General features: G+C 63.1%; 13 protein-coding genes. 4 read left to right on the top strand and 9 right to left on the bottom strand.

The genetic code is table 11. From position 1 onward, the window contains the following. Nucleotides 1–52: 52 nt before the first annotated feature. Nucleotides 53–1,966 (top strand): methyl-accepting chemotaxis protein, encoded by a 1,914-nt coding sequence (locus THIDRDRAFT_RS11940; RefSeq protein WP_007041107.1) that lies wholly within the window; start codon nucleotides 53–55, stop codon nucleotides 1,964–1,966. Between the two features lie 96 nt (nucleotides 1,967–2,062). Here THIDRDRAFT_RS11940 and THIDRDRAFT_RS11935 read toward each other — a convergent pair whose 3' ends face one another. Both THIDRDRAFT_RS11935 and corA read right to left on the bottom strand, forming a co-directional pair. Continuing rightward, nucleotides 2,063–3,055, bottom strand: coding sequence for an acyltransferase family protein (locus tag THIDRDRAFT_RS11935; protein WP_007041106.1), 993 nt, complete (start codon nucleotides 3,053–3,055; stop codon nucleotides 2,063–2,065). 50 nt (nucleotides 3,056–3,105) lie between these two features. Beyond that, the gene (gene corA, locus THIDRDRAFT_RS11930; RefSeq protein ID WP_007041105.1) at nucleotides 3,106–4,323 is read right to left on the bottom strand and encodes a magnesium/cobalt transporter CorA; all 1,218 of its coding nucleotides are present in this window, start codon (nucleotides 4,321–4,323) and stop codon (nucleotides 3,106–3,108) included. 241 nt (nucleotides 4,324–4,564) lie between these two features. Between corA and THIDRDRAFT_RS11925 the strand changes: the two genes are divergently transcribed. Both THIDRDRAFT_RS11925 and THIDRDRAFT_RS11920 read left to right on the top strand, forming a co-directional pair. Beyond that, complete coding sequence (locus THIDRDRAFT_RS11925) at nucleotides 4,565–4,894, top strand: DUF1820 family protein (RefSeq protein WP_007041104.1); 330 nt, start codon at nucleotides 4,565–4,567, stop codon at nucleotides 4,892–4,894. 33 nt (nucleotides 4,895–4,927) lie between these two features. Further along, nucleotides 4,928–5,563 carry a LysE family transporter gene (locus THIDRDRAFT_RS11920; RefSeq protein WP_007041103.1) on the top strand — a complete coding sequence of 212 codons (636 nt, stop codon included), beginning with the start codon at nucleotides 4,928–4,930 and terminating at the stop codon, nucleotides 5,561–5,563. On the opposite strand, the gene THIDRDRAFT_RS11915 is transcribed toward THIDRDRAFT_RS11920, so the two are convergent. The 3 genes from THIDRDRAFT_RS11915 to THIDRDRAFT_RS11905 all read right to left on the bottom strand — a co-directional run bounded on the left by THIDRDRAFT_RS11915 (nucleotide 5,560) and on the right by THIDRDRAFT_RS11905 (nucleotide 10,209). Beyond that, the gene (locus tag THIDRDRAFT_RS11915; protein WP_007041102.1) at nucleotides 5,560–7,743 is read right to left on the bottom strand and encodes a PTS sugar transporter subunit IIC/EAL domain-containing protein; all 2,184 of its coding nucleotides are present in this window, start codon (nucleotides 7,741–7,743) and stop codon (nucleotides 5,560–5,562) included. The genes THIDRDRAFT_RS11920 and THIDRDRAFT_RS11915 overlap by 4 nt on opposite strands. 318 nt (nucleotides 7,744–8,061) lie before the next feature. Beyond that, nucleotides 8,062–8,955, bottom strand: a complete 894-nt coding sequence (locus THIDRDRAFT_RS11910; protein WP_007041101.1) for a YfdX family protein — start codon at nucleotides 8,953–8,955, stop codon at nucleotides 8,062–8,064. Nucleotides 8,956–9,177: 222 nt separating this feature from the next. Continuing rightward, entirely contained in the window at nucleotides 9,178–10,209 is a 1,032-nt protein-coding gene (locus THIDRDRAFT_RS11905) for a phospholipase A (protein WP_050984704.1), read from the bottom strand. Nucleotides 10,210–10,566: 357 nt separating this feature from the next. Between THIDRDRAFT_RS11905 and THIDRDRAFT_RS11900 the strand changes: the two genes are divergently transcribed. Then, nucleotides 10,567–11,457: an HDOD domain-containing protein gene (locus THIDRDRAFT_RS11900; RefSeq protein WP_083827475.1), complete on the top strand. Its 891-nt coding sequence runs from the start codon at nucleotides 10,567–10,569 to the stop codon at nucleotides 11,455–11,457. A 49-nt stretch (nucleotides 11,458–11,506) separates the two neighbouring features. Here THIDRDRAFT_RS11900 and THIDRDRAFT_RS11895 read toward each other — a convergent pair whose 3' ends face one another. From THIDRDRAFT_RS11895 to THIDRDRAFT_RS11880, 4 genes are all read right to left on the bottom strand, one after another. Next, entirely contained in the window at nucleotides 11,507–13,792 is a 2,286-nt protein-coding gene (locus tag THIDRDRAFT_RS11895) for a putative bifunctional diguanylate cyclase/phosphodiesterase (RefSeq protein ID WP_007041098.1), read from the bottom strand. A 20-nt stretch (nucleotides 13,793–13,812) separates the two neighbouring features. Next, nucleotides 13,813–15,513 carry a hybrid sensor histidine kinase/response regulator gene (locus THIDRDRAFT_RS11890; RefSeq protein WP_007041097.1) on the bottom strand — a complete coding sequence of 567 codons (1,701 nt, stop codon included), beginning with the start codon at nucleotides 15,511–15,513 and terminating at the stop codon, nucleotides 13,813–13,815. Nucleotides 15,514–15,645: 132 nt separating this feature from the next. After that, complete coding sequence (locus THIDRDRAFT_RS11885; protein WP_007041096.1) at nucleotides 15,646–17,496, bottom strand: response regulator; 1,851 nt, start codon at nucleotides 17,494–17,496, stop codon at nucleotides 15,646–15,648. Beyond that, nucleotides 17,477–20,623 (bottom strand): chemotaxis protein CheB, encoded by a 3,147-nt coding sequence (locus THIDRDRAFT_RS11880; RefSeq protein ID WP_007041095.1) that lies wholly within the window; start codon nucleotides 20,621–20,623, stop codon nucleotides 17,477–17,479. The genes THIDRDRAFT_RS11885 and THIDRDRAFT_RS11880 overlap by 20 nt, the downstream gene beginning before the upstream one ends. Nucleotides 20,624–20,684 lie beyond the last annotated feature (61 nt).

Raw genomic sequence — 20,684 nt, 5'->3', positions numbered from 1 at the left:
GTGACCGGATTTGGTCGTCGTGAAGACAATGAGACAGACAGGGGAGTAACAGATGTTGTTGAAGAATCTGAATATCGGGTCGCGCGTCTTGATCGGGTCGGCGCTGGTGAGCGTCTTGAGCGTCGGGCTCATCTTGCCGCTCGCCTTGTCGAAGCTGGCGACCTTGTCCGATCATGCCGAGATGCGTGAGTTGGAAAACCACTATCTCGCCTTGACCGGAGAGATCAAATCGCAGGGCGAGCTAGCACAGTCCTTGAGCGCCGTTCTCGCCCACATGCCGATCGTCCAGCGGCTTTTCGCGGAGGGCGACCGAGAGGGCCTTGCGGAGATCACGCGTCCAATTTTCGACGATATGTCGCAGCATCATGCCGTGCGTCAGTTCCAGTTCCTGCTTCCTCCGGCGACCTCCTTTCTGCGGGTGCATATGCTGGATCGCCATGGCGACGACCTGTCCGCGATCCGCAAGACCATCCTTGAGGCGAACCGATCTCAAAAGCCGGTGCGCGGTTTGGAGCGCGGCGTGGCCGGGCTCGGCGTGCGGGGCGTCGAGCCCGTGTTCTATCAGGGGCGCCATATCGGTGTGGTCGAGTTCGGCATGTCATTCGGCCAGGCGTTCTTCGAGCGCTTCAAGGAGAACACCGGCGTTGATGCCGGCTTGCAGATCCCTGACGGATCGGGCTTCAAGACCTTCGCTAGCACGCTGGATGATGGCGCTTTGTTCGCGCCGGATCAGCTCAAACGCATCATGGCCGGCGAGGTGCTTGTTCAACGGCTCGATCTCAAGGGGGTTCCGGTCGCGGTCTACGGTCGCCAGGTGGATGATTTCTCCGGCAATCCAGTGGGTGTTCTGGAGCTCGCGCTCGATCGCTCCGAGGTTGTTGCGGTCCACCGGAGCGCGCTTTTTTCGATCTTGGGTGTCGGTGTCTTGCTGATCTTGGGTGGGCTGCTGCTGGCCTGGATCACGGCGCGCGGTATCTCGCGGCCAATTAGGAACACGATGCAGCGTCTGGCGGCCATCGCCGAGGGTGACGGTGATCTCACGCTGCGACTGCCCGCCGATGGACGCAACGAGCTGGCGGATCTGGCGCGGGCCTTCAATACCTTCGTCGGCAAGATACAGACCCTGGTCGCTCGGCTGTCCGGCATCTCCGCCAAACTCTCGTCTGCCGCCGAGGAACTGTCCGTCAACAGTGGCGAGACGAATCGCCAGGTCAAGGATGAGCAGCACGAGACCGATCAGGTGGCGACGGCCATCAACGAGATGACGGCGACGGTCGAGGAGGTGGCGCGCAACGCGGCGGAGGCCGCGCGCCTGGTGCGCGAGGCGCACGTGGAGGCCGAATCGGGCGATGCCATGGCGCGGCAGGCGGTGGACGTCATCGAGTCGCTCGCCACTGAGATCGAACAGGTCCGTCAGGTGGTTGCTCGGTTATCCGGGGACAGCGAGGAGATCGGTGCGGTGCTGGATGTGATTCGTGGCGTGGCCGAGCAGACCAATCTGCTGGCCCTGAATGCGGCCATCGAGGCGGCACGCGCGGGCGAGCAGGGGCGTGGCTTCGCCGTGGTCGCTGACGAGGTGCGGACACTGGCGATCCGGACCCGGGCCTCGACCGAGGATATCCGCGAGAAGATCGAGCGGGTTCAGGTCGGCGCGTCGGGCGTCGTCCAGGCGATCGGAACGAGTGAGGAGCGCGCCATGCATAGCGTCGAGGACGCCAGACGCGCCAGCGAATCCTTCAAGCGGATCAGTACCTCGGTAACCGCATTGAACGACATGAACACTCAGATCGCCAATGCGGCGGAAGAGCAGTTGGCGGTTACCGAAGAGGTCAACCGCAATATCCATCACATCACCAAGACGGTCGATCAGACGGCATCCGGCTCGGAGAACCTGGCTCAGGCGAGCGATGCCCTGGCCCACCTGGCGGCCGAGATGCAGGAGCAGATCGGACACTTTCGGGTCTGATGGCGAGTCACGCCGGTTCGGAGGCGTCAGTCGGCCGGGCCCGTCTGGGACGAAGGCTCGTTCAGGATTCCTTGGGACGATGGATCCATGATGCGCTCATGGGCGCTGGCTCCAGCGCGTGGCGAGCGCGTCGTAGCCGCGCTGCATGCCGTAGCCGATCGCCAGACTGAGCGGCAGGGCGACACCGAGCAGATAGCCGACCTGGTTCCAGCCCTCGGTGGGGAAATAGACGGCGATGCTGGCCTTGAAGATCAGCCGATGCACCAGGTAGAGCCCGAAGCTGGTGTAGGCCAGCAGGCCGATGGTTCCGGCATGGAGCCGGGCGGCGAGACGGTCGGCGAAGAGGACGGCGGTGGTGGCGCTCGCCAGCAGCAGCGGGATGATGGTGAGGCCGCCGGTCAGGGTCCATTCGTTGCCGAAACGGCTGCTCGGCAGCAGGAGCAGTGCGAGCGTCAGCAGCGCCCAGCGATGGCGTTTGGCCAGGGCGCGCCAGGACGGCTGGCGCTGGTAGAGAATCCCGAGCACGAAGACCGGCAGATACATGAAGATGCGGATGTCGATGTGCCGGACCCACAGATGCTGCGCGGCGAGCGCCGATGCCAGGAGCAGGCCGATGAGTAGGGTTGGCAGTGCACGGTCGGCGACGCGGATCAGCAGTGGTGCGACCAGATAGAACACCATGATCATGGTGATGAACCAGAGGGTCGGCATGGCCGGGGGCGTGAACATGGAGGTCAGGAGCGCGCCGTCGCGGACCTGTCCCCAGCTGGCGATGCCGTAGAGACCGAACGCCACCAGCGCGATCAGATAGAGCGGATAGATGCGCAGCAGACGCCGCTGGTAGAAGGACCAAAGTCCGCTCGGGTCGAGTTGGATGCGGGCGCGTCCGAGCAGATAGCCGGAGCAGAAGACGAAGGTCGAGAGCGCGACGTATTTGAGCCCTTCGGTGAACCAGTTGGCGTAGCCGGGCAGGGCGGTGGTGTAGGGGATCAGATGCCAGTAGCCGACGATGTAGAGGATACAGACGGCACGTAGGAAATCGATGCCCAGGCTGCGTGAGACCTTGGCTGGATCGGCACTGTCGGTCATGGTGGACATGCCTCGCTGGTGTGGATTGAGATCGGGCGCGGTCGTTCGCCTTAGAGCCAGCCGCCGCGCTTGAAGCGCCAGAGCATGATGCCGGCGATCACCAGGCAGGCGACCCAGAACAGCGGGTAGGCCGGCGCCCAGTGGGTCTCGGGCATTTCGAGGTTCATCCCGTAGACCCCGGCGAGGAAGGTCAGGGGGATGAAGATGGTCCCGATGACGGTCAGGACCTTCATGATGTCGTTGGTGCGGTTCGAGACGATCGAGACGTAAGTCTCGGTCACGGCGCTGGCGATCTCGCGGTAGGTCTCGATCAGGTCGATGATCTGGACGCAATGGTCGTAGACATCGCGGAAATAGGTCTGGGCGATCTCGGACAGACACTCGTGATGGTCGCGCTGGAGTTGGGCGACCAATTCGCGCATCGGCCAGGCGCTACGGCGGATCATGACCAGGTCGCGCTTGATCTCGTGCATGGCGTGCAGGCTCAGCCCGTCGGGCCGGGTCAGAACCTCGTCCTCGGCGGACTCCAGGCGTTCCGAGCTGGCGTCCAGGATGGGGAAGTAGCGATCGACCATCGCGTCGATCAGGACGTAGAGCAGAAAACTGGCGTCGTTCTGGCGCACCCGCGAGCGCGGGCTGTACAGGCGTTTGCGGATCTCCCCGATCGCTGGACAGGTGCTGTGCTGGAAGCTCAGCAGCGTAGTGCGCCCGAGGAAGAATCCGGTGGGTTCGGAGACCAGTTGGTTCTCGATTAGCTGGATACCGTGCGCCATGACGAACAGCCGTCCCGGCAAGTCGTCCTCCCCTGGATAGTCCTCCAGCTTGGGCCGCTGGCCCCGGTCCAGAATGTCCTCGATGGCGAGCGGGTGCAGCTTGTATTTCTCGGCCAGGGTGCGCAGTGCGCTCTGGTCCTGGAGTCCCTCGACGTGGATCCAGCGTACCTGGGTCCAGCTCGGACGGTGGATGGCGAGGAAGGCGGCGACGTCGCCGACCTCCTGGGTCTCGATGCGCTCAGGGCTGTAGTCGGTGCAGAGGATGCGGGTCGGCGTATCCGGCGAGGTTGCGGTCAGCTCGTGATATTCGATGCCGGCCGGCAGTCCGGGCGGTGCTCGCTTGGCCCTCGGCAGACGCGGTCGGGACAGCCGACGGGTGTGGCGATGCCGTGCCGCTCTTGGGTGCCGGTGGCTGTGTCCTGGACGTGGGGTCTCTTCTCCGGGCGGCGTGCTGCCGCTCGGGTCGGGCCGGGAATCGCTGGGCGTTCGCGTCATCGTTTGATCCGATCTCCGAGTCTTGGTCCCCACTATCGGTCGGGGCGTCTCGTCGATCAAGTCCGATGCTGTCGGCCCTGGCCATTGGCGCGAACCTGATGTCGACCGATCGTCGCTGGAGCCGCATGAGGGGCGCGTCGGCCTCTTGGAGGATGAAGGGCTCTAGCGTAGGCTGCGGCCTCGGGTGCGACAGCGCGCGCCCGTTCCGAGTCGACGACGGCCAATGTCAGGACGTTTCCATATGAGTGACCACAGCATCTACCGCATCAGCTTCCTCAATCAGGGGGATATCTATCAGCTCCACGCCCGTAGCGTCGATTCGAGCAGTCTGTACGCCTTCGTCGAGGTCGCCGACATCCTTTTCGGCGAGCGTTCCGAGATCCTCGTCGATCCCTCGGAGGAGAAGCTCAAGGCCGAATTCGAGGGCGTCAAGCGGACCTTCATCCCTATGCATGCCGTCATCCGCATCGACGAAGTCAGCAAGGAGGGACAGAACCGCATCGTCGGCACGAGCGAGGGCGCGACCATCACCCCCTTCCCGATGCCGCTGAAACCCAAGGGACGCGAGTGATCGGGGTCGCCGAGGCGTATTCGGCGTAACGGCATGCATCCGGATGTCGTGCATTACCTCTCCGTTGGAGCCTTGCTCGGCGTGTCCGCTGGGCTGGCGCCGGGTCCACTGCTGGCCCTGGTGATCTCCGAGACCTTGCGTCACGGCGTGCGGGCGGGTGTACGGATCGCCTTCGCTCCGGTCCTCACGGATCTGCCGATCATCCTGGCGGTCTGGTTCCTGGTGTCGCGGCTCGCGGATTTCCACCTCATCCTCGGTCTCATCTCGCTCCTGGGCGCGGCCTTCGTTTTTTCGATGGGGTACGCAGGTCTGCGTACCAGCGGTATCGATGTGCCGTCCCCGGAGGGGCCGGCCAAGTCGCTGACCAAGGGTGTCCTAGCGAATCTCTTGAGCCCGCATCCCTATCTTTTCTGGTTCGGTGTCGGGGCTCCGATCATCTCCGAGGCGTCGGCCGCGAGCGCGGCGGCGCCCTGGGCGTTCGTGGTCACCTTCTATCTGCTGCTGGTCGGATCCAAGGTGGCGCTGGCGATTCTCGCGGGTCGGTCGCGCTCCTATCTGAGCGGAAGGGTCTACCGCAATCTCATGCGTCTGCTCGGCCTGCTGCTGATGCTTCTGGCCGGTCTGCTGGCGCGCGACGGCCTGGAGCTGATGGGCCTGATTGGCGGCTAGGCGGCGGCGATGAAGTCGAAACAGGCATCGGCGGAGAGCGGTCGGCTGAAGAGATAGCCCTGGAAGGCCTCGCAGCCGAGCGCGATGCATTGTTGCAGTTGTCGGTCGGTTTCGACGCCTTCGACGATGGTGAAGAGACCGAGCGAGCGACTCAGGTCGTTGATGCTGCGGATGATGTACTCATCGATGCCTCCCGGCGCTCCTTGAGCCAGCGAGCGGTCGATCTTGACCGTGTCGATCGGAAGCTCGCGCAGATAGCGCAGCGAGGTATGTCCCATGCCGAAGTCATCGATGGCGATCCGCACGCCGGTTGCCCTCAATCGTCGCAGTGCCTCCAGCGCGGGCGCGTCCGGGATGAGCAGGGTCGATTCCGTGATCTCCAATTCGAGCAGTGCGGGGGCGAGCTTGGTGTCTTCCAAGACGTCGATGACGGTGCGCTCGAACGCCGGGTCGATCAGCTGTTGGGGCGAGGCGTTGACCGAGATGACCAGCGCGTCGGGGACCCGCCCGCGCCATTGGGAGCGCAGATGGCAGGCCGTGGCGAGCACGAAGGCGCCGAGCCGGTCGATGATGCGCATGTCCTCGGCGATAGCGACGATCACGGGGGGGGGAACGCGTCCGTAGACGGGGTGCTCCCAACGCACCAGCGCCTCGACCCCGTGGACGCGGGGTCCGTCGATGTGGATCTGGGGCTGGTATTCGAGGAAGAGCTCGTGTCCCTCCCTCAGCGCCAGGTCGAGATCCTCGCCGAGCGCCTTGGCCAGCCGTCCTTCCTCGCCCGGTCGGTCGAGACACTTGATTCCGCCCGGTCCGACCTCGGGTCCTTCTGCGGCCCGTAGCAGTGCGTTCATGACCCTTTTGCCCTGCTGCTCCCGGACCCGATCGGCGAGCCGAACGAAGGGGATATAGATGAGCGTTCCGAGCAGGAGGTTGAACAGTTGCATCGCCATCCCCGACGGCGAGCCCGTGGTAACGAATCCGCTGACCAGGATCGGCGTCGTCCAATTCGGTGGATGCGTCGTGTGGGGGATCAGATCCAGCGCCGTCGCCACGAAGGCGGTGAGGGTCTGGATCAGGGGCGTCATGATGAAGGGGATGAGGTAGCTCGGATTGAGGATCAGGGGGATGCCGAACAGCAGGGGCTCGTTCACGTTGCAGAGCGCGGGGAGTAGCGCGAAGACGACGAGTCGGCGGCTGCCGTTGTCGCGGCTGACGACGAGGATAGCCAGAATGATGCTGAGCGTACTTCCGGATCCGCCGAGCCGGGCGAAGGCGTCGATGAAGCTCTTGGTCACGATGAAGCTTGGGGTCTCGCCAAGCTGGACGGCGGCCGCGTTCGCCAGGTCGGCGGGTATCAGCAGATGTGTTTCGAAGGCGCTCAGCAGGTTGGGGCCATGCGCGCCGAAGAACCAGAGGATCTGGGACAAGCCGGCGTAGGCGAGTCCGGCTCCGAGATTGCTTTCCATCTCGACGAAGGGGCTTATCAGCCACTCGCTCAGGCTGGCGTCGAAGCTCGTGAGCTCCGCGACATTGAGCAACCCTCTCAGGACGGCGAACAAGGCGATGGTCAGAATCCCGGCGGGCATGAGGGCGAGCGCGTCGCGGATCATCGGATCGCTTCCGACGTTGCGGAAGGGTGTTCGCAGCAGCCTGATTCGAGCGAGGCGCAGCAGGATCCAGGAGCCGAGCGTGGCGATGACCATCGAGAGCAGAAGTCCGCGATTCAACAACAACCGCACTCCCTCGTTCTGCGGTTCGCTTGGTGCGGTGATGACGAAGAAGCAGGAGAGCACCACGACCACCGTCATGATGGGGCTGACGAAATGCCGAGCGTGCGTTTGGTTGTGCAGGGTCGTCATGGTCCCGGCGAGCGTGCACAAGAGTGCGAGCGAGGCGATTCCGGACGAGCCGTCGATCAGGTTGTCGCAGACGACTCGCCACGTCGGCCCGAGGTTGGCATCGAGCATCTGGTGCAGTGACGGCCACGGGATGTCCCGAGCCAAGGTGGCGAAGGCGCCGATCATGATGAGCGGCAGGATCAAGGCGAGTCCGCGCTGGATCGAGAGGAGCAGCGGATGGTCTCCTGCTCGGGTCAGCAGGCCTAAAAGCGCTCGTCCGGATTCCCGGGCCGCCTCAGGAAGCCTGGCCCAGCGATGGGCCGGGAGGGAGTTTTCAACCATGGAGCTCTCGGTTGCGCGAATGATCGGCCCGCGCTTCGGCTGTGTTTATTGGGCAAGGACTGTCAGCCGATGCAGGGCTATCCGGTTAGGCGTCGTCTCCATGTTCGGGGGCGTGACAGCGCGCGAGCCTGAGGGACGGAGTTTAACGTCTGCCGTGAGATTGGCGAAGTGAGCTGAGTTTCAGCCTGGGCGTTGCGGGAGCGCCGGGCGGGCTTTTGAGGGGGAAGGGGGAGAGGGAGTGATGAAGAGGGAGCGAGATCTTTCGATCCCGCTTCTGGTCTTGCGGGAAGGCCGGGCGGCCTTCCCTCGGGGGCGCGATCAGTTGATCTTGGTCTTGGCCGAATCGGTTTGACCGTTCTGGTGTTGGTCGTTTTGGGCCGTCTGGTTGTGGGCGTCGCTCTGTGCGGCATCGGTCGCGGCGACCGGTTCGGACACGACCGACGTGGTCAGGACCATGCTATCTTGGATCTGCTTCAGCTCCAGATTGGCCTCATGCAGCTTGCCTTGGTCGACGAGCTTGATGGCAGCATCCAGTTTTTGGGTGGTCTCCTCCAGAGGCAGGCTGACCATCCGGGTGACCAGGGTCAGATCCGCCAATTTCAGCGCCTTGGCTGCGGCCTGCTGGTCGCCCTGGCGCAGATGCTCCTTGGCCTCTGAGATGGCCTTGTCTTCCGCCTGGGTCCGCGCGGCTGTCTGCTGCTTCGATGCCTTGTCCATGGTTGCGGCCTGCTTGGCGTCCGCCGAGGTCTGTGGCGTGTCCTTGGCCGTATCGGTCGCCGCCTTGGCTGGCGCGCCGAAGCCCTCGACGACCTGGAGCTCGGACAGGATGGGAATCAGGTCCATGCGTTCCTTGCTCTGTGCCTGCTCGACCTTCTTGCCCGCGTTCTTGACATCGGTCGTGACCGTGACCGGACGGTCTTCCTTTCTGACTTCATCGAGCAGTTTGCGGCTGTCGGCGAGCAGTTTCTTGGCGCTGTCAACATAGCCGTCGTTGATCGCCAGCCGCGCCAGATGGATCGCATTGGCGGCGGCCAGTCCGTGCTCGGAGAGTTCGGCCGCCTGTTTCTTGCTGGGGCCGCCGGTGACGATGGTCGTGATGGTGCTGGCGTCGCTGGACGCCGTCGTGCTCTCGGCCTGGGCGTGCTGCCGAGTGACGCCGACGAAGGCCAGTGCGATGAGTGTGGCGGCGGTGATCTGATAGGTGCGTTTCATCGAAGTCTCCCCTTGTGTCTGATGGCTGGCATCTAACCGATGGATCGCCGCAATGGCGCCGCGATCCTGTTTCGACGTGAGTCTTCTTTACCGACGCTGACAGTATCCGTCAGGGCACCTTAACGAACGCTGGCGGGCGGATTACATCCATGTAAGCCGCCGGTGGGGGAGGTCGGTCGATGGCCGCTTTGATGACTGGGAAGCGGAAACTGTGGACGGAGCCTATGGCCACTCGTTCAGCAGGAAGCCGACTCCGATGCGGTTTACCGAGTGGTCGAAATCGATCAGGCTTTCGCCGTAGCCGTTGAAATACTGGGCGTAGACCTTGATCGTGTCGCTCAAGGGATAGGTCCAGTCGAGCTGGACGCTGGGGTGTGTTGGGTTGCGGAACATGACGCCGAAATGGTGCTTGCCCAGATCGTAGCCGCCGTGGAGCTCGCCGTAGCCCAGATACTCGTAGATGTCCGGGTTGTCGGATGGGCTGGGCTCAAGCGGCGACCAGACCCTCAGGGCGAGCTGGAACGGACCCTGTTCGGCCTCGAACTGTCCGATCAGCCGGTTCCAGCTCCGTGACAACGGGTCGGAGCGGCCGTTGGACTGGTGATTCAGCATCACCCGCGCCGAGTACAGGCGCCAGCCCAGCGCGGAGAGATTTGGCTGCCAATTCAGGCCCAGTTCGGGCTCGTAGTTGGTCTCGCGGAAGGGCGACGAGTATTCCTGGTTGTAGGCCTGGAAGAAGGCGAGCTGGGTGTAGGCGAAATAGAGATCTAGCTCGCGGTTGAGGATGTTGGTCCAGAGCGGCACCTCGAAGCTGATCTGGAACTTCATCTCGACATTGTCGAGCGCATCGCCGAGGAAGGGGATGTCGATACTCTCCTGACCTGGTAGGTTGCGGTTGGGATTGTCGTTGTAGGAGACCGGCAGGAGGTAATTCGGTCGATAGGGACGGATTCCGAGCGAGCGCCGCTGATTCGCCTCCTCCCCGATGTCGGGTATCGAGGGCGCGGTGGCCGCGGTCATGGGTTGGGCCGCGACCGCTTTCGTTTCAGCCGCCGGCAGAGGGATCGGGGCGACCGCGATGCTGGGCTGGGCGCTCGGTGGGTGCTTGGCCAGTGAATCGAAACAGGCCAGTCTGGCGCTCGACTCGGAGATGGTCGCGCAGCGTGCGAGGCCGTCCTCCAGGTCCGCGTTCGCCAGGCCGATGCTCGGCCACAGAATGCAGGCCGCCCAGAAGGCCCAATGGGGTGGATTCACGGCGCTGCCTGATGGTCTCGTCGAGGTTCGGTCGACTCCGGGCGCTTGTGACGGTCTATTCGCGGTCGGGTAGACGTCCATGATGGGGCTCCTTCATCGAGGTTCGCCGGGACTTGGCGTTGTGTGGCCGATTGCAGGGTCTCACGAGTGGGATCGGTTCGGCCATGTCGACTCGTGTGTCGTTTTGCGCACTATGTCTTGGCCTTGGGGCGATTTCAATCCGTATCATTCGAGCGATCGCTCGGCTTCCGTTCCCGCTGGTCGTGTCCATCGAGCACTCTCCGTGACCGGGGTTGCTTCGGTGCGCGCCAGGTCCCAACATCTCAGAATAACTTCATGTTCCGATGGTGATTTCGAATGGCTATGACGACAGGGGCTTGTGCTCCGACATCCACCGACAACCGGCTCTATCCCTCGCGACCGGCGCTGGAGGCGGCATTCGATGTCGTCAAGAAGGCCAAGATTCCCCCGATACCGGATATCGTGTTGGCACTGAAGAAAGAGTTGGACCGCCCTGATCCGAACATGCAGAAGGCATCGGAACTCATCGGTCAGGATATCGCCATCACCGGCAAGCTGCTCAAGACCATCAATTCGCCCGCGTTCGGTCTGTCCGCCAAGGTGGGGAGCGTCCAGCAGGCCGTATCCATCATGGGGCTGCGTCGTTTGGCCAACATGGTGACGGCAGAGGCGATCGACCGCATGCTCGCGGATCAGGGTGGAGAGGCGAAGGTGGTCTGGGATTCCATCCTCGAAGAGGCGCGCGTCATGGTCGAGATCGCGCGTCTGTCGCGGGGCGTGACCCCGGACGAGGCCTATCTGTTCGGCATGATGCACGATGTTGGCTGCCTGGTTTTTACCGGCCTGTTCGAGTCCTACAGCACCGAGTTCATTCTTCATCGACACACGGATACCGAAGAGCTGATCGATTTCGAGATGAAGCATCTTGGCGTGGATCATCCGACCGTCAGTTTTCTGCTCGCCGGTAACTGGAAGCTGCCCGATCAGATGGCCCTGGCCATCTATCTGCACCACCGGGTCGAGTGCGCCGAGGTGGACGACCCCAAGGTGCGTGCCTTGGTCGCGTTGGCGAATCTGGCGCATCGGCTGGACGCCTTCTCCGAGGGTTCGCTCGACATGTCCGAGATCTGCTCCGAGGAAGAGGCGATTTGGCGAGAGCTGAAGATTGCGGACGACGACTGGGTGCGGCTGTGTGAATCCGTGGCCCAAGGAGGTTCGGCCGCCTGATCCCGTGCCGCTGGAGCCTGGCGCGCTCGGATCAGGCTCCGGCCGTCCCTCAGCAGGGCCCGGCGGAACGGTCGTGGCACCAGTCGACGAAGGCATCTCCCGTCATGGGTGCTCCCAGAGAAAACCCTTGCACCTGATTGCAGCCGAGGTCACGGAAGAAGTCCAATTGCGCCTCCGTCTCAATGCCGACCGCGATCACGTCGAGCTGCAATCGCTGGCCCAGGCGCACGATGGTCTCGACGATGGCTTGCATGTTCGGTCCATCCAGGCGTCGCACCAGGGCCCGGTTGATCCCGAGCCGGTCGAGCGACAGATCGTCGAATTCGCTCAGGCAGGAACAGCCCATGCCGAAGTCCGCGAGCGCGACGCGAACCCCAAGATCATGCAGGCCCGCCAGGGTGTGCCGGGCGGTCGGCAGATCCTGCAGCAATGTGGCCTCGCCCAATTCCAGTGAGAGTACGGAGGGTTCGACGCCGCTGGTTCGGAGGGTCTGAGCGAGATGGGACAGAAACGACTGATGACGAAATTGGCGCGTCGAGACATTCACCTCGATCCGCACCAGGGGTAGGCCGGCCTTTTGCCAGGCGTGATGTTGTCGGCACACCTCCTCGAATACCCATTGGCCCAGCTCATGGATCAGGCCGATCGACTCGGCGAGCGGCAGGAAACTCAAGGGCGGGATTTCGGTTCCGTCGGGCTGCGGCCAGCGCAGTAGGGCCTCCACGCCGACGATGTCGCCGCTCTGAAAATCGAGCATCGGTTGATAGACGAGCCTGAACGCCTGCTGAGAAATCGCCTCGCGCAGACGCCGTTCCAATGCCAGGGTCGTTTGCGCCTGCCGGTTGAGCGCCTCGGTGACGAATTGATAGTGTCCTGGGCTGACCTGCTTGGTGTGGTACATGGCGAGGTCTGCCCGCTGGATCAGATCGCCGATGGTCTGGGCGTCCTCGGGGTAGAGGCTGATGCCGATGCTGGGGCGTACGATCAGATCCAAGCCATCGATCGGGTAGGGGCGCGACAGTGAGTCGATGGCCGTTTGCGCCACGCGGGCGGCGTCCTCGCCATCGCGGATGTCGGCCAGTACGACGACGAACTCGTCGCCGCCGAGGCGTGCCGCCAGATCCTGGGCGCGAAAGGTCTCGCGCAGCCGCTGCGCGACCGACTGCAGCAACTGGTCGCCGACGGCGTGCCCGTAGGTGTCGTTGACGGCCTTGAAGCGATCCAGGTCGACGAACAGGACCGCCATCTGCGACCCGGAACGCTTGGCGTTGACCAGCATGCGGTTGGCGAGCTGTTCGAGCAGCCCGCGTGTCGGTAGCCCGGTCAGCGGGTCATGTTGGGCGAGTTGGAGCGCCTGATCCTCGGCCAGTTTGCGTTGGGTCACGTTCTGGTGGACGCCCAAGATCCGTTCGATGTGCCCGGAGTCATTCAGGATCGGCTCCAGACGCGCGCTGAACCAGCGATAGTCTCCGTCCTTGTGGCGCAGTCGGTATTGAATCTCACAGGTGGAGATCCGCCCGGCGGCGATCGCGTCGAGACGTTCGAGCATCCGTTCGCGGTCCTGTGGATACAGGAGCGTGGCCCATTCCTCGAAACTCTGGGGTAGCTCACCCGCCCCGTACCCGGTCTGGCGGCGCCATTCGGGTGGGAAATAGATGGCGTTGGTGTGAGGCGTCCATTCCCAGAAGCTCAGTTCGGCGATTTCCATCATCCGATGCAGGCGTGCCTGCGTTTCGAGCAACTGGCGTTCGCTCTCTTTATGCTCTGTGATGTCTGTCAGGATGATCCAGGAGCAGGTGTTCGGATCGGTGGGTGTCTCAAGGCGGGTGTCCATGCACGTCCAACGGGTTGTTCCGTTGGATTGTTGTAGCCTCAGTTCGCAGTGCTGGCGATCGCCCGTTGATCGCAACCGTTGGCGGCTGAGATACCAGATATCTTGATCCTCACTGTGGATGAGACGACTCAGCGGTTGGCCGATCAGGCTGGTTCGAGGGGTAACGGTGAGCGAGGCGGCTGCGAGATTCGCTTCCTGGATGATTCCGCTCTGATCGAGTGTGATGTAGCCGACGGGCGCCAGGTCGTAGAGGTCGAAGTAGCGTGTGCGGGACTGCTCCAATGCCTCTTGTGCGCGTCGCAGCTCGTCGTTTTGCATCTGCAGCTCGATCTGATGGATCTGCAGCTCCTGAACCAGCTCGTCGCCCCCCTGGGGTGTCAGGTTGCTGAGTGCTGGGGCGTTCGAGACGGCGAATTGCGTCTCGGCGCGATGGCGCAACGTCTGTAACGTCTGTGTGGAATCGGCCGGTGGCTCGGTCTCGGGTTTCTTCGAGTGGCTCATGGTTCCCTCCAGGCAAAGGATCAATGCCTCAGTGTGGACGACGGACAGTCGGCCAGGATGTCGACCAGGGCGACCTGTCCGACCGGCTTGAGCAGGTGTTCGTCGAACCCCGCCCGTCTCGAGCGCTCGCGATCCCGACCATATCCGGTGACGGCGACCAGCCGTGCCCGTCGTCCCGTATCGGTCGTTCGCAGATGGCGGGCCAACTCCAGGCCATCCATTCCCGGCAATCCCAGGTCGATCAGGATCAGATCGGGGTTCAGGCGCTTCGACGCCGCGAGTGCGGCGAGTCCATCGGCCACGGATTCGGCCTGCTGGCCGAGCATGCGCAGTAACAGCAGGAGGGCCTCGGCGACATCGGGGTTGTCCTCGACCACCAGGATGCGATGAGGCGCAATCGGTACGCCCCGGTGCGGCGAAATCACGTCGACCGGTTCCTGGCGCGATAAGGGCAGGTGTACCTCGAAGGTGCTGCCCTGGTTGGGTCCTGGACTGCTGGCCGTGATTTCTCCCCCGTGCAATTCCACCAGTCCCTTGACGAGCGCGAGCCCCATGCTCAACCCGCCGCTGGAATAGGTCTCCGTCTGGTCGGTGTGTCTGAATGGCGTAAATAACCCGTCTAAGGCGGAGTCGGGGAACCCGACGCCCTGATCGCGCACCCGCAGTTGCACGTCGCTCTTGGTGCACTCCATCTCCAGTGTGACCCTGGATTCAGGCCGGCTGAATTGGCTGGCGTTTCGGATCAGGTTGGAGATCGCCTGGGCGAGTCGCACCGGATCCCCATGCACGTTCGCTGGCGTATCCGGCAGGCTCAGATCCAGCCGCTGGCCAGACTGTTCGAGCAGCGGACGCAACTGCTCGGCGGCAATCTGTACCACCTCGCGCAGATCGCAGCCGCGTTTGGCCAGCGGAATGCCGCCTCGGCCGATCCGGGCGACATCGAGTAGATCATCGACCAGCCGTGTGAGATGGCCGACCTGACGATTGAGGATGTCCTTGGCGTGTCGGATCTGGCTGGGATCGAGCACCGCATCCGAACCCAGCAGATTCGCGATCTGTTGGATCGGGGACAGCGGGTTTCTCAGCTCGTGCCCGAGCGAGGCGATGAATCCTTCCTTGCGGCGGTCTTCCTCCTGTCGCGCGGCCTCGGCTGACTTGAGCTCGCTGATGTCGGTGAGCATGGTCAGGTATTGGGCGAGGCCTGTTTCACGGTCGATCCCGAGGCTCATGTCCAGTCTGACGGGCAGGGTCGTCTCATCGTCTCGGCGTAGACCGACCTCACAGCTTTGTCGTCCGCCCGCGACCATGATGTCCTGGCGGCAATGGTAGAGCCGATCGCTGTCGTTGGGGTGAATGAAGCGTGACAGCGGGGCATCGATCAAGAGGCTTCGCGGCACGCCGATCAGGCTGGCGGCGGCTAGATTCGCGTCCCGGATCAGTCCGTGATCGGCGAGCGTGAGGTAGCCGACCGGCGCCAGGTCGTAGAGATCGAAATAGCGCGCCCGGGAGAACTCCAGGGATTCTTGGATGCGCCTCAATTCCTCGTTCTGCAACTCCAGCTCGATCTGATGCACCTGCAGCTCATGGATCAGGCGCTCGCTTTCGTTCGGCGTGGACGTTCGATCCTGCGGGTGCTGCGTCTCCCTCAGATGCTTCTCGGCGCGCTGGCGCAGTTCCTGGCCCTTTGGCGAATCCTGCCCCGTCCTTGTGTGGCTGTTCATGCTGATCTCCTGGCACGTTGGGTGCCGTTGTATCGATCTGAACGTCCGTGTCTGACTGCGTGCCTTACTGGATTTGACGCGACCTAACGATCGGCATGGGGCGCGGCGTCATGTTGGGGTTCGTTCCTCACCTCAATCTAGGGGCATTTCCTCCGCGTTCGCGACGGGTGGCGACAGCCAGTGCAACAGGGCCGCATAGAGCCGCGCGGGCTGCACCGGTTTGCCGATATGGTCGTTCATCCCCGCCGTCAGGCATGCCTGGCGGTCTTCGTCGAAGGCGTTGGCGGTCATCGCCAGGATGGGCAGCGATTCGCGCCCAGGGAGCGCCCGAATCGCCCGGGTCGCATCCAGGCCGTCCATCACCGGCATCTGCATGTCCATCAGTACCAGGGCGTAATCGCGTTCGCGCGCCAAGTCCAGGGCACGCTGGCCATTGTCGGCGACATCGACCGATAGTCCGGTGTCTGTGAGGAGGAAGAGCGCGACCTCCTGATTGATCGGGTCATCCTCGGCCAGAAGAATGCGCGCTCCGGTGTATCGCTGGGCGATGCGTCGTTCCAGATGGTCTGTGTGCGTGTCGGCGTCCAGTGCACTGGTTGACGCGGCACTCGGATGCTGCGGTCGGTGCAGGCGCGCGGTCATCCAGAAGGTGCTGCCGCAGTCTGGCTGGCTGTCGACGCCGACCTCTCCCTCCATCAGGTGGGCGAGGCGTCTGGCAATGGCCAGGCCGAGCCCCGTCCCGCCGTATTGACGTGTCGTCGAGGCGTCCGCCTGAACGAAATCCTGGAACAGGTGGGCTTGCTGTTCGGCCGTCAGGCCGACGCCCTGATCGGCGACCGACAGGCGCAGACAGACCGTCTCGCCCTCGTCCCGATCCAGCCCAATGGACACGCGGATCTCTCCGTGCGTGGAGAATTTGATGGCGTTGCTGAGGAAGTTGATCAGAACCTGACCGAGTCTCAGTGGATCTCCGAGCAGCTGGGGTGGGACGTCGGGGTCGATCACCCGGATCAGGGTCAGCCCCTTGGACCTGGCGCGCTCGCCGAGCAGGCTGATGGTCTGTTCCATGAGCTGTGCCGGCGTGAACGCTTGGGACGTCAGGGTGAGGCGGCCGGCGTCGACCTTGGAGATATCGAGGATGTCGTCGAGGATCTGCAGCAGATGCGATGCCGCCTCGCCAACCTTCAGCAGTCGGTCGCGCTCCAGCGGTGAGTCGACTGTTTTCAGTAAGAGGTGGTTCAGGCCGAGGATGGCGTTCATCGGTGTGCGGATTTCATGGCTCATGTTGGCCAGAAAGGTACTCTTGGCCCGAGCCGCGACCTCGGCGGCGTCGCGGGCATCGACCAGCTCCTGGGTGCGCGATGCCACCAGTGTCTCCAGGTGTTGGCGATGTCGCTTGAGTTCGGCCTCGGCGGTTTTGCGCGCATCGATATCGGTTAGGGTGACGTAATGGACGGATCGCTTGTCTGTGGATTGGGCGCCGAGATGGATATCCAATTTGACCCAGATGGTGGCCGCATCCCCGCGCCTTAGACGCAGCTCGCAAGAACGGAGTGTATCCGAATCGTGTGTGCCTGTGGATAAGGGGCGATCGTGGTCGAGGTGGTCGTGGTAATAGGTGTCCTGGTCCTCGGGGAGGATGAATCGGCTCAGTGGCCAGCCGATCAGCGCGCTGCGCAGGACACCGAAAAGCTTGGCGGCGGCGAGGTTGGACTCCTGGATCAGTCCATGTTCCGTGAGCGTCACATAGCCGACGGGGGCGAGGTCGTAGAGGTCGAAGTAACGGCGGCGCGATTGCTCCAATGCCTCCTGGGCTCGACGCAGGTTTTCGTTCTGCATTTCCAGCTCGATCTGATGCACGCGCAACTCATGGATCAGCCGTTTGGCGTTCTCGGCCGTGATCGCCTGCTCCGGTGGCTCGTCGCCTTCCCGCAATGCGGCTTCGGCGCGCTGGCGCAGTTGCTCATTCTCGTGGCTGCTCATGGTCACTTCCTGGTGGCTCGGACGGGTCAGTGATTGGGCGAGCGGTACGCTCGGTGACATCCGCGAATGCGATCAGGACGGTCCCCGGCTGTTTCTCGCCAGGATCGAGACGGCTGACATTCAGCTCGATCGAGCGACGCCCGAGCCCCGGGATCTCATGCTCCACCACATGACCCTCGACGCCGATGCCCGTCGACTGGACCTCAGACAGGAGCTGGCGCAACGCTGGGGTGTTCCAGTGGCGATCGATGAGCGCGAACAGGCTTTGGCCCTGGATGTCGGTCCGAGCGATCTGGAAATAGCTGTAAAAGGCCTGGTTGGCGGACATCAGGCACAGATCCTCGTTCAATACGATCAGGGGGGTGGGCACGGCGTCCAAGAGGGTCTCGGCGAAGTGGTGCGCGACGCGCAGGGCGTCTTCGCTCCGTCTGCTGCCGGAGATGTCGGCGAAGGTGATGACGGCGCCCTCGATGACATTGTCCAGTGTGCGATACGGGCCGATTCGCATGAGGTACCAGGCCCCTTCCTGGGTTTGAACCTCCTGCTCGTGCGGGACCAATGTCTTTAGGACGGTTTCGACATCCTCGATAAAATGAGTGTAGTTCACGAGGTTGGAGACGATGTCGCCGACCGAGCGCCCGATGTCGGATTGGATCAGCTTGATCAACTGGGTGGCGGTCGGTGTGTAGCGGGTGATACGTAACTGGTGATCGACGAACAGGGTTGCCACGCCAGTGCCGGCGAGCAGGTTGTTCATGTCGTTGTTGGCGCGCGAGAGATCGGCGACCTTGGTTTGCAGCTCGACGTTGACGGTGGCCAATTCCTCGTTGACCGATTGAAGCTCTTCCTTGGAGGTTTCCAGTTCCTCGTTGGTGGATTGGAGTTCCTCGTTGACCGATTGCATCTCCTCGTTGGTCGATTTCAGCTCTTCGTTGGCGGTCTCCATCTCCTCCAGGGTGCTTTGGAGGTATTCCTCTTTGGCTTGCAACTCGCGTTCAAGCTTGGTGATGCGCGCATTGGATGAGGCGCTCGCGGCCCCCTCATCGGGCGCCACGGCATCAGGGTGTGATGTGGGATCGGCGGCTGGCGTCGGTTCGAAGACCAGGAGATAGAGATCGGGCGGCGTGTCGTCGGGCGATTGGGGCGGGAGGGGGCGCACGGTCAGGTTGACGCGCGTGACAGTGTCATCGATCTCGACGCGCACGTTGGGTATCTCGATGACCTCCTTGGCCGCGACGGCCCGATGCAGGGCGGTCGTCAGGGGCCGTGCTAGGCCCTCGCGTGCCATGGTCAGGACGTTCATGTCGGCATCGCCCGTCGGGAGTTTGAAATAGGCGTCCGTGCGGCCGACGATATAGAGGATCTCACCCCGTCCACCGATCAAAAGCGCCACCGGATCATAGTGGTCGAGCAACGCCTGTTCGGTCAGACCGCGCAGATCGGGTTTGCTCTTGCGCCATTCCTGCGCGGGCGCCGTCGGCGGGGTGGTGCGCGCGGTCGAGGCGGCCGGCAGGAATTGACCCAGGCTGGTCGACGGGAGGCCGACGACCTGCTCGCGTCGGAGGTAGATCTTCCACTTGCGGTCCAGTGGATTGAAGAGGGTCAAGGATTCGCCGATGCTTTCCGAATTGCCGAGGAACAGCACCCCTTGCGCGTTCAGTGCGTAGTGAAAGAGTGGGATGAGCCGCTTTTGCAGATCGCTGTTGAGATAGATCAGGAGGTTGCGGCAACTGATGAGGTCCAGCCGGGAGAAGGGTGGATCCTTGATCAGATCCTGCTCGGAGAACACCAGGAGATCGCGGACCACCTTCTGAATCCGATAGCCCTCGCCGTCCGCGTTTTGTGAAAAATAGCGGGCGAGACGCTCTGGGGAGACATCGGCGGCGATACTGGCCGGATAGAGGCCGCTACGGGCCTGCTCAATCGCGCGCGCGTCCACGTCCGTGGCGAATACCTGGACCCGATAGGTTTTCTTCAGGGTCTCCAGATGTTCCTGCAAGAGGATGGCGATGGAATAGGCCTCTTCGCCGGTGGAGCAGCCACAGACCCAAACCCGCACGGGCGTTCCCGCAGGCTTATCGGAGAACAGCCGTGGGATGACGTCTCGCTGAAGGGCGGCAAAGGCCTCGGGGTCGCGGAAGAAATTGGTGACTCCAATCAGAAGATCGCGAAACAGGGCCTCGATCTCCTCGGGGTCCTGCTGTAGATAGCGCAGGTAGTCGCCTTGACGATCGAGCTGATGCAGCGCGATCCGTCGGTCGATCCGCCGTACCAGCGTGCTCTGCTTGTACTGGGAGAAGTCGTGCCCGGTCGTGTCGCGCAGCAGGATGCAGATCTTGGTCAGTGCATCTTCGGTGCTGCCGCTCGCGGCGACCGTCGGTGTCCTCTTGCCGAAGGCGTGGTTCACATAGGCCATGAGCTGCGCGGGCATCTCCGCCGGCGCGAGCACGAAGTCGTTCAGCCCGGTAGCGATGACGCTGCGCGGCATGCCGTCATAGGTTGCGGTGTTCGGCGCCTGGACCATGACCAGACCGCCCTCTCCCTTGATGGCGCGTGCTCCCAGGGTGCCGTCGCTGCCGGTGCCGGAGAGTACGACGCAGATCGCCCGTTCATGCTGATCCTGGGCCAGCGAGCGGAAGAAGAAGTCGATCGGTAGGCGCAATCCGTGTGGCGCGCTCGGTTCGAGCAGATGTAATACCCCCTTGAAGAGGGCCATGTCCATATTGGGCGGAATGATGTAGGCGTGGTCCGGTTCGATCGCCATCCCATCCTCGGCCTCGCTGACCTGCATGCAGGTGTAGCGCTTCACCAGATCGGTCAGGATGCTCTTGTGATCGGGCGCGAGGTGTTGCACCAGCACGAAGGCCATGCCGGTCTCCGTATCCACTGGAATGGCGGAGAAGAAGGACTCGAATGCCGCAAGACCGCCGGCCGAGGCGCCGATGCCGACAACCGGGAAGCGTTGCTCGGTCGATGCGATGTGAATGGCGTCCGGTGCCAATGGGCTAGAAGACGCTGTGGGTGCCTTCGACGCGTCGTTGTCGCTTCCGTTGGTAGAGGACGGCTTCGATACGTCGGGTTGCGTTGGCGTAGGGGAATCCCCGCCAGATCGGGTCTTTCTGGCCATATGCGGTTTCCTGGATGATGAGCCTGGTCGTGGGTGTTCAGCGAGCAACAAGTTCCCTTGT

It is taken from the genome of Thiorhodococcus drewsii AZ1, from assembly GCF_000224065.1.
Taxonomy (GTDB): Bacteria; Pseudomonadota; Gammaproteobacteria; order Chromatiales; family Chromatiaceae; genus Imhoffiella; species Imhoffiella drewsii.
The sequence above is the reverse complement of the archived record's forward strand: the minus strand, read 5'-3'. Positions and strand labels throughout refer to the sequence as shown.

Coding starts and splice junctions, on each gene's coding strand:
- THIDRDRAFT_RS11940 (WP_007041107.1), top strand. CDS start 53: ATGTTGTTGAAGAATCTGAATATCGGGTCGCGCGTCTTGATCGGGTCG.
- THIDRDRAFT_RS11935 (WP_007041106.1), bottom strand. CDS start 3,055: ATGACCGACAGTGCCGATCCAGCCAAGGTCTCACGCAGCCTGGGCATC.
- corA (WP_007041105.1), bottom strand. CDS start 4,323: ATGACGCGAACGCCCAGCGATTCCCGGCCCGACCCGAGCGGCAGCACG.
- THIDRDRAFT_RS11925 (WP_007041104.1), top strand. CDS start 4,565: ATGAGTGACCACAGCATCTACCGCATCAGCTTCCTCAATCAGGGGGAT.
- THIDRDRAFT_RS11920 (WP_007041103.1), top strand. CDS start 4,928: ATGCATCCGGATGTCGTGCATTACCTCTCCGTTGGAGCCTTGCTCGGC.
- THIDRDRAFT_RS11915 (WP_007041102.1), bottom strand. CDS start 7,743: ATGGTTGAAAACTCCCTCCCGGCCCATCGCTGGGCCAGGCTTCCTGAG.
- THIDRDRAFT_RS11910 (WP_007041101.1), bottom strand. CDS start 8,955: ATGAAACGCACCTATCAGATCACCGCCGCCACACTCATCGCACTGGCC.
- THIDRDRAFT_RS11900 (WP_083827475.1), top strand. CDS start 10,567: ATGGCTATGACGACAGGGGCTTGTGCTCCGACATCCACCGACAACCGG.
- THIDRDRAFT_RS11895 (WP_007041098.1), bottom strand. CDS start 13,792: ATGAGCCACTCGAAGAAACCCGAGACCGAGCCACCGGCCGATTCCACA.
- THIDRDRAFT_RS11890 (WP_007041097.1), bottom strand. CDS start 15,513: ATGAACAGCCACACAAGGACGGGGCAGGATTCGCCAAAGGGCCAGGAA.
- THIDRDRAFT_RS11885 (WP_007041096.1), bottom strand. CDS start 17,496: ATGAGCAGCCACGAGAATGAGCAACTGCGCCAGCGCGCCGAAGCCGCA.
- THIDRDRAFT_RS11880 (WP_007041095.1), bottom strand. CDS start 20,623: ATGGCCAGAAAGACCCGATCTGGCGGGGATTCCCCTACGCCAACGCAA.